Genomic DNA, 8,500 nt, shown 5'->3' with positions numbered 1-8,500 from the left:
GTTGCCGACGCGCGGCGGGCGGCCGGTGCGGGGTTTGCGAGGCCGTGACGTGCCGGGCGCGGGGGCGCGGCCCTAGCGTGGGCGCATGCGTGTACTGGTCACCGGCGGTGCCGGGTTCATCGGGTCCCATGTGGTCGAGACGCTGGCGGAGCGCGGCCACGAGCCGTCGGTGTTCGACGTGGCGACACAGGCGGGCGCGGACGTACGGGACCGGGAGGCGGTGGGCCGCGCGCTCGTCGGCGTGGACGCCGTCTGCCACCAGGCGGCCATGGTCGGGCTAGGCACCGGCTTCGCCGACGCCCCCGAGTACGTCTCCCGCAACGACCTCGGCACGGCCGTCCTGCTCGCCGCGATGGCCGAGGCGGGGGTGCCGCGCCTTGTGCTGGCCGGGTCGATGGTGGTGTACGGGGAGGGCCGCTACGAGTGCCGTCGGCACGGGGTGGTGCGGCCGGGCCCGCGGGCCGTCGCCGATCTGGCCGCCGGGCGCTTCGAACCGCGCTGCCCGGTGTGCGGTGCGGAGGTGGCGCCGGGGCTGGTCCGCGAGGACGCCCCGACGGATCCGCGCAATGCGTACGCGGCGACCAAGCTGGCCCAGGAGCATCTGGCCGCGGCCTGGGCGCGGGCGACGGGCGGGGCGGCGGTGTCGCTGCGCTATCACAACGTGTACGGGCCCCGGATGCCCCGCGACACCCCGTACGCGGGAGTCGCCTCGTTCTTCCGGTCGGCGCTCGCCCGGGGCGAGCCGCCGCGGGTGTTCGAGGACGGGCGCCAGCGGCGGGACTTCGTGCATGTGCGGGATGTCGCGGCGGCGGGTGCGCTGGCTCTGGAGGCCGGTTCGGCGCCGGGGGCGCTGACCGTCTACAACACGGGCAGCGGCGAGCCGCACACCGTCGGGGAGATGGCGGCCGAACTGGCCGCGGCGCACGGCGGTCCGGCGCCCGTGGTGACCGGGGAGTACCGGCTGGGCGACGTCCGGCACATCACGGCGGACTCGTCGCGGCTGCGGGCCGAGCTGGGCTGGCGTCCACGGATGGGATTCCGGGAGGGGATGCGGCGATTCGCGAACGAGCCGTTGCGCCCCGCGTGAGGGGCCGTAGGGCTGCGTGAGGGGGCTGTAGAGGGCTGTGTGAGGGGCTGTAGGACGGTGCGGGCGGCGGGACCGGCCGGGGGAATGCCGTCATGGACGGGCAGTGTCGCCTCGAAGCGGCAGCCACCAGGGATGTCGCGCACGGTATGGGGCCCCTGCCGAGCCGCCACGATAGCGACACCGAGGGAGAGGGCAGGGCCGAGGGCGAAACCGGGGGCTGCGCCCGCGGGCGGGGGCCGGGCGCCCGGTTGACAGCACGCACGTCGCGCACGGCGCGGTCCAGTTGGCCGACGGGCGGCCCCGACGACGGTGGGGTCGTCCCCGACGACCAGGACCCGGGCGCCGCCACGGCGGGGCGGCCCGGCGGGGGCGGCGGCCTCGGGTTCTTGCGGCTGCCATATGCGTCCGGCCTCGCACCGGGCCCGCACCCGCGTCGCCTCCCGGCCCCGACCCCGGCGCGACGTCCCTCCCTGTTCCGCAAGGAGCGGAAGCCCGATATGTCGTTTTCGCACTCGTAGGGTGAACGGTGTGACGTTCTCTCCCACGACCCCGGCGGTCGATGTGGTCCTCCCCTGCCTGGACGAGGCCGCGGCCCTGCCCTGGGTGATCGGCCGGGTCCCGTCCGGCTGGCGCGCCCTCGTCGTCGACAACGGCTCCACCGACGGCTCCGCGGGAGTGGCCCGCGACCTCGGCGCGACCGTCGTCCACGAGCCGCGCCGCGGCTTCGGCGCCGCCTGCCACGCCGGACTGACCGCCGCCACCGCCGACATCGTGTGCTTCTGCGACTGCGACGGCTCGCTGGACCCCGCGCTGCTGGTGCCGTTCGTCCGCGAGATCCGCGCGAACCGGGCCGACCTGGTGCTCGGCCGACGCCGACCGTGCGGCCGGGGCGCCTGGCCGGCCCATGCTCGCGCGGGCAACCTCGCCCTCACCCGGCTGCTGCGCCGCCGCACAGGGCTGCGCCTGCACGACCTCGGTCCGCTGCGCGCCGCCCGGCGCGAGCCGCTGCTCACCCTCGGCCTCACGGACCGGCGCAGCGGCTATCCGCTGGAGATGGTGGTGCGGGCGGCCGACGCAGGCTGGCGCGTCACCGAGCATGACGTCCCCTATCTGCCGCGCACCGGCGTCTCGAAGGTGACCGGCACCTGGCGCGGCACCTGGCACGCGGTCCGGGACATGCGACAGGTGCTCGCCGCACCTGTCGCGCAAGGCGGCATCCCCCGATGACCACGCTGCTGGTCATCGCCAAGGAACCCCGGCCGGGCCGGGTGAAGACCCGGCTCACTCCCCCGTTCACGCCCCAACAGGCGGCGCAGCTCGCCGAGGCCGCGCTCGCCGACACACTGGCGGCCGTGGCGGACACGCCGGCCGCCCGGCGCGTCCTCGTGCTGGACGGCGCCCCCGGCCGCTGGCTGCCGCCCGGCTTCGATGTCGTACCGCAGGGCGATGGCGGCCTGGACCAGCGGCTCGCGGACGCCTTCGCCGGCTGTACGGGACCGGCCCTGCTGATCGGCATGGACACACCGCAGGTGACACCGGCGCTGCTCACCGTGGACTTCGGCGACTGCGACGCGTACTTCGGACCGGCCGAGGACGGCGGCTTCTGGGCGCTGGGGCTTGCGATGCCCGCCCCCGACCTGCTCAGGGGCGTGCCCATGTCGACGGCCGAGACAGGCGCGGTCCAGCGGGCCCGGCTCGTCGCGGCGGGCCTGCGGGTGTGCGATCTGCCCCGGCTGCGCGACGTGGACACCGCCGCCGACGCCCGCGCGGTCGCCGCGCAGGCCCCGCACGGGCGGTTCGCCGCACGGCTCGCCCAACTCGACACGCGCACCGCCCGATGAGCAGCGGCCCCGGCGCCGGGGCCGCTGGGAGACGCTGCTGCTCATGCACGGCACCATCGGCGCCGTCGGTCAGAGGCCGGCGGGCGGCCGCTGCTTCGCCGCCCTGCGCAGCCGCACCGCCAGCGCCACCGCGGAACCGGCGAACAGCAGGGCGGTCATCAGCAGCCAGCGGGCCAGGTAACCGTCCGTGGTCTGCCCGGCGGCCAGCCGGTACGACCGGTCCACCGCCCCGGTGATCAGCGGGGACCAGACCAGCAGGAGCAGCAGCGACAGGACGGCCGGCACCCGGACGTACCGCGCCCGCTCGCGGTGGCCGATCGCCTCGCAGCCCCGCACCAGGGCGCGGTCGGCCGCCGAGTACAGCGGCAGCAGCACCAGATCGTGCAGCAGCGCCGCCCCCACGAACCACCAGGCCACGCCGAGCCGGTCGCCGGCCGGCAGCCGCAGGGCCGCGTAGCCGGCGAGCGCGAACGAGCAGGCCAGCAGGAGGATCTGCCGCGGGCTGCCGACGGGGATCCGCCGCCGCATGAACCGCAGCGGGCCGCCGGGCCACATGCGGCGCTTCATCGCAGGTCCCCGAAGGTCATCCGGGCCACCCACTTGGTGTTGAGCACACCGGGTGCCGCGGGCACGATGACGCGCGCCGGGTGGCCGTGGTCGGGGTCGAGGTCCTCGCCGTTGACGTACAGGGCGAGCAGCGAGCGCTCGTCGCCGACCTGGTTGGCGCGCAGGGCGACGTGCCGGAAGGCGCCGTGCCGCTGGAGCGACTCCACGGAGACATCGGTCGGGCGGTCGTGGCCGACCAGCGCGGCCAGGTCCCGCAGCCGTACCCCGCGCCACCACTGGTTGGAGGTCGACCAGCCCTCCACACAGGCGATCGGCAGCGCCGAGCTGTGCAGAGGCAGCCGTTCCAGGTCGGCGCGGCTCAGCCGGAGGGTTCCGGTGCGGCCGACGAGCACCAGCCGCCAGACGTCCGCACGGGTCTCGGCCGGGTCGATCCGGGCGTACGCGGCCGTCTTGTTGATCTGGAAGCCGTTCGGGCCGCTGCCCGGTTCGGATCCCCCGTGCGGCGCGAGGACGGCGGTCTGCCGTGCCACCCCGTCGAAGCTGTGCCCCACGGTCGTACCGAACAACAGCAGCGAGCCGCCGCCGACCAGTCCCATGGCGCCGCGCCGTGAGACGGTGGGCGGGTCGGGCCGCGGCGCGCGCAGTTCGCTCCGCTCCTCCCACGGACCGCGCACGGCGCGCCGGGCGGCCGGGAGCTTCAGGACGGCGTGCGCGACGAAGGCGGCGAAGAACACCCAGGCGCCGTAGAAGTGCAGCGGGTAGAAGGAGCCCGGGAAGATGTAGTCGAGCTGGATGTTGAGCACTCCGGTGACGAACTCGAACAGGGCGCCGCCGACCAGGAGCAGCAGCGAGATCCGCTCCAGGGAGTGGGCGAGCGAGCGGACCGGCGGCAGGGTGAAGAGCTTCGGCACGACCGACCACAGCTTGGCCAGCAGCACCGGGATCAGGGTGATGCCCAGGGTGACGTGGACGCCCTGGGTGAACCGGTACAGCCAGGCCGGACTGGTCGGCCAGGCGAAGAGGTAGAAGCCGAGGAGGCCCTTGTCCGGGGTCGGGTCGTTGGCCGGCGCCAGATCCGGGTTGTAGGCGGCGTACGAGAGCAGGCCGGTCACGAACACCACGGTGATGCCGGCGAGGAGGACGAGGCCGAGCACCGAGGTGAACCGGGTGCCGCGCAGGGGGCTGCGCCAGAAACCCGGCGAGGTGGGGAGCCGTTGATCGCGCATGCCCCGACCGTAGGCCGCGACCGCCCCGGGCACGGGTGCGCGACCCATGACGAAACGCCGACGTCCGCCGTGTGCGCCGTCGGCCACGCTCGCGCGGCGCCTAGGGCCCGTCGCCACATTCCCTCCCCCAGCCTTCGGCCGGGAGGTGCCCCCAGCCCCGCGACCCCTGGCACGCACTCTCGCCGCACCGGACGAAAGCCCAAGTACGTCCAGTACGAGGACTTCCGCCCGGCACACCGAGAGCACACTCCCCCAAGCTCTCGGCTCCGCTCGAGCAGGGGGCACCCCCACGACGCCGCAGGGCCGCCCTCCGGGCGACGACAGGAATGTGACGACAGGCCCTAGCGTTCCCACCGTGACCCGCTCGCGTTCCGCTGAGACCCGCTTGCCCCGCCTCCCGCTGCGCGACCTGTGCGCCGCCGTGGCCGCCGCCCTGCTCGTGGTGGTGGCCGTGCTGGTCGGCCGACACATCCAGGCCGCCCAGCACACCCTGTTCGTCAACTGGCCGCCGCTGTTCGCGGTGTGGGAACCGCACATGGGTCCGGGCACCCCCGCGGCCGTCGTCGTGGCGGCGGCCACCGTGGTGTACGGGCCCGTGTTGGCGGCCCACCTGCCGTGGCGGGCGCTGCTCGCCTCGGCCTGGGCCGCGGCCATGGCCTGGATCTGGTCGCTCGCACTGATCGACGGCTGGCGGCGGGGCATCGCCGGCCGGCTCACCACCCGCGAGGAGTATCTGCGGGTCATCGGCCGCTTCCACGACATCCCGGGCACCCTGCGGGACTTCACCCACCACATCGTGGTCGGCTCCCCGGACCCGTGGCCCGCCCATGTCGCCGGCCATCCCCCGGGGGCCACGCTCACCTTCGTGCTGCTCGACCGGATCGGGCTGCGCGGCGGCGGCTGGGCGGGCGCCTGGTGCATCACGGTCGGCGCGACGGCGTGCGTGGCGGTGCTGGTCGCGGTGCGGGCGCTGGCCGATGAGCGCCTGGCGCGCCGGGCGGCACCGTTCCTGGTGCTGGCTCCGGCCGCGGTGTGGCTCGGCACCTCGGCCGACGCCTGCTTCGCCGCCGTCGCCGCGTGGGCCGTGGCGCTCCTCGCCCGGGCGGTCACGGGCGGGTCGCCCTGGACGGCGGCGGGTTCCGGCCTGCTGTTCGGGCTGACCTGCTACCTCTCCTACGGGCTCGCCCTGTTCGCGGTGATCGCGGCGGCGGTGCTGGTGCTCGGCCGACGCCGGGTCCGCGAGCGGCCCGTCCTGCTCGCATCGTCGGCCGCCGGGCTGGCGGTGGTGCCGGTGGCGTTCACGCTCGCCGGGTTCGACTGGTGGGAGGCGTACCACCTGCTGGTCATCCGCTACTACCAGGGCGTGGGCGGTGTCCGTCCGTACGGCTACTGGGTGTGGGCCGATCTCGCCTGCGCGGTGGTCTGTACGGGGCCGGCTACGGCGGCGGGCCTCGCGCGGGCCGGTGGGACGCTCGTCCGGCGGCGCGGCGAGGTCCTGTCCCGGCCGGACGGCACCGGTGGCCGGGCCGCCGCCGCCCGCCTCGCCCTGCTCGTCGCCGCGGCCCTGCTCGCGCTGCTGGCCGCCGACGTGTCCGGCCTGAGCAAGGCCGAGACGGAACGGATCTGGCTGCCCTTCGCGATGTGGCTGCTCGCGTCCTGTGCGTTCCTCGGCCGGCCGCGCGCCTGGCTGGCCGTCCAGGCGGGACTCGCCCTACTCGTCAACCACCTTCTGCTGACGGGCTGGTGACTCCGGAGCGCGACGGAGAGGCACACGGGCACGGCGGTCCGGGCGAAAACCGGATCACCGGTCCGCCCAGGGTGCCGCCGAGTCGGGCGGTTCCGGGCCCGCGGCCCCGCGGCCTGATGTCGCCGCGTCGGCTGTCTGCCGGGCCCGGCGGCACCGGGTGTGCGGGGGTGACGGTGCGGCGGGGCGGCCGGATCCGGAACGCGGCACCGTCGGCGGAGGACTCACCGACGGTGGGCGTTGCACCGTGGCGGCGTACGCCGTCGCGCGCGACGGCGAGGCCCGGCCAGGTCCCGCGCCACCGTCGTCCCGGCCGTGGGGCTCGTCGCGGTGGACGGAATGTTCGACGCTGCGTCGCGCCCCCACTCCGTGGCTCCCCCGCTCCGTAACTCCCCGGCTCCGCGGCTCCCCTCAACTAGGCGGTGGTGAGCACCATCCGGAAGCGGGCGCCTCCGGCGAGCATCTTCCGGTACGCCTCGTCGGCCCGGTCCAGCGGCACGATCTCGGTCATCGGCCGGATCCCGTGCAGGACGCTGAACGCCATGGTGTCCTCCACGTCCCGCGAGGTGCCGGACGGATGGCCGCGGACCACCTTGGCGGACATCAGCAGCTGGACCGGGCTGATTCCGAGCGGTTCGTCCGACGCCCCGATGACCACCAGTTCGCCGCGGTGCGTGAGCCCGTCCACGGTCTGCGTGATCGCGGCGGAGTCACCGGCGGTGGCGAGCAGGACCTTGACCCCGCCGAGCGAGCGCAGGGCGTCCGCGACGGGCGTGCCCGACGTGCTGTCGACATAGTGGTGGGCGCCGAGCCCCTTGGCGAGGTCGGCCTTCTCGGCCCCGCGGGCGATGGCCACGGTCTCGAAGCCCATGGCGACGGCGTACTTCACCGCGAGATGGCCGAGGCCGCCGATGCCGAGCACGGCGACCATGTCACCGGGCCGGGCGGAGCTGCGCCGCAGCCCGTTGAACGTGGTCACGCCCGCGCAGGCCATGGGCCCCGCGTCGCTCGCGGCGAGACCGTCGGGGATCCGGGCCAGGGCGTCGACCGGGGCGATCACCGTCTCGGCGAAGCCCCCGTCGTAGGCCCACCCGGGAACCCGGAGGTTCTCGCACACGATGAAGTCGCCCTGCCGGCACGGTGTGCAGTGGCCGCAGCTGCCGCCGAACCAGCCCACCGCGACCCGGTCCCCGACCCGCCAGCCCTTGTCCCGCGTCTCCTCGCCCAGCTCCTCGATACGCCCGGCGATCTCGTGCCCGGGCACCACCGGGAAGCGCACGCCGGGCACGGCGGCGTTCACGAAGAAGGCATCGCTGTGGCAGACGCCGCACGCCTCCACGGCGATCCGGACATGTCCGGGGCCCGGGTGCGGCCGCTCCCGCTCGACGATCTCGAACGATCCGCCCGCGGCGGGCACCTGCGCGACTGTGTAGGTACTCATGGAATGCTCCGGGAACGAGTGCGACGGCCCCGAGAACCAGCACAGCAGCTGCGCGCCGATCGCGCGCGTCGAGCGGGCGTGCCCGCGGGCGGGTCAGCCCCGCTGCTGTGCGATGTCGACCAGCCAGGGAACGCCGAAGCGGTCCGTGCACATGCCGAAGACATCGCCCCACATCTGCTGCTCCAGCGGCAGCGACACGGTGCCGCCGACGGACAGCTTCTCCCAGTAGCCGCGCAGCTCGGCCTCGTCGTCACCGCTCAGGCTCACCGAGAAGGTGTTGCCGACGGTGTGTTCGAGGTCGGCCGGGGAGTCGGCTCCCATCAGGGTGAAACCGCTCGGGGTCGCCAGCTGGGAGTGCATGATCCGGTCGGCGCCCGGGGCGTTCGGCTCCCCGTATTCGCCGTACGTGGTGACGGTCAGGGTGCCGCCGAAGACGTCCCGGTAGAACTCCATCGCCTGCCGGGCGTCGCCGCTGAAGCTGAGGTAGGGGTTGAGGCGCGAGACCATGAGAACCTCCTGCACGGGAGTCGGTGGTCACTGGCTCGCACAGTAACGCGGACCACCGACAACGGCCCGCCGAGGGCGCCCCGGACC

General features: G+C 74.8%; 8 protein-coding genes. 4 read left to right on the top strand and 4 right to left on the bottom strand.

Annotated elements, in window-relative coordinates; translation table 11 throughout:
- The first annotated feature begins 85 nt into the window (after positions 1 to 85).
- The 3 genes from ACWEKM_RS37585 to ACWEKM_RS37575 all read left to right on the top strand — a co-directional run bounded on the left by ACWEKM_RS37585 (position 86) and on the right by ACWEKM_RS37575 (position 2,928).
- On the top strand, positions 86 to 1,087 hold the full coding sequence (locus ACWEKM_RS37585) for an NAD-dependent epimerase/dehydratase family protein (RefSeq protein WP_451625775.1): 1,002 nt from the start codon (positions 86 to 88) through the stop codon (positions 1,085 to 1,087).
- 519 nt (positions 1,088 to 1,606) lie between these two features.
- Positions 1,607 to 2,314 (top strand): glycosyltransferase family 2 protein, encoded by a 708-nt coding sequence (locus tag ACWEKM_RS37580; RefSeq protein WP_451625774.1) that lies wholly within the window; start codon positions 1,607 to 1,609, stop codon positions 2,312 to 2,314.
- The gene (locus tag ACWEKM_RS37575) at positions 2,311 to 2,928 is read left to right on the top strand and encodes a TIGR04282 family arsenosugar biosynthesis glycosyltransferase (RefSeq protein WP_451625773.1); all 618 of its coding nucleotides are present in this window, start codon (positions 2,311 to 2,313) and stop codon (positions 2,926 to 2,928) included. Before ACWEKM_RS37580 ends, ACWEKM_RS37575 begins: the two co-directional genes overlap by 4 nt.
- 69 nt (positions 2,929 to 2,997) lie before the next feature.
- On the opposite strand, the gene ACWEKM_RS37570 is transcribed toward ACWEKM_RS37575, so the two are convergent.
- Positions 2,998 to 3,495 carry a hypothetical protein gene (locus ACWEKM_RS37570; RefSeq protein WP_451625772.1) on the bottom strand — a complete coding sequence of 166 codons (498 nt, stop codon included), beginning with the start codon at positions 3,493 to 3,495 and terminating at the stop codon, positions 2,998 to 3,000.
- Positions 3,492 to 4,721: a molybdopterin-dependent oxidoreductase gene (locus ACWEKM_RS37565; protein ID WP_451625771.1), complete on the bottom strand. Its 1,230-nt coding sequence runs from the start codon at positions 4,719 to 4,721 to the stop codon at positions 3,492 to 3,494. The genes ACWEKM_RS37570 and ACWEKM_RS37565 overlap by 4 nt, the downstream gene beginning before the upstream one ends.
- Before the next feature lie 355 nt (positions 4,722 to 5,076).
- Between ACWEKM_RS37565 and ACWEKM_RS37560 the strand changes: the two genes are divergently transcribed.
- Positions 5,077 to 6,468, top strand: a complete 1,392-nt coding sequence (locus tag ACWEKM_RS37560; RefSeq protein ID WP_451625770.1) for a hypothetical protein — start codon at positions 5,077 to 5,079, stop codon at positions 6,466 to 6,468.
- Positions 6,469 to 6,880: 412 nt separating this feature from the next.
- Here ACWEKM_RS37560 and ACWEKM_RS37555 read toward each other — a convergent pair whose 3' ends face one another.
- On the bottom strand, positions 6,881 to 7,906 hold the full coding sequence (locus ACWEKM_RS37555) for an alcohol dehydrogenase (RefSeq protein ID WP_451625769.1): 1,026 nt from the start codon (positions 7,904 to 7,906) through the stop codon (positions 6,881 to 6,883).
- A 93-nt stretch (positions 7,907 to 7,999) separates the two neighbouring features.
- Entirely contained in the window at positions 8,000 to 8,413 is a 414-nt protein-coding gene (locus ACWEKM_RS37550) for a VOC family protein (RefSeq protein ID WP_451625768.1), read from the bottom strand.
- Positions 8,414 to 8,500 lie beyond the last annotated feature (87 nt).

The sequence above is a fragment of the Streptomyces sp. NPDC004752 genome, from assembly GCF_053601275.1.
This window is presented reverse-complemented; position numbering and strand designations above follow the sequence as displayed.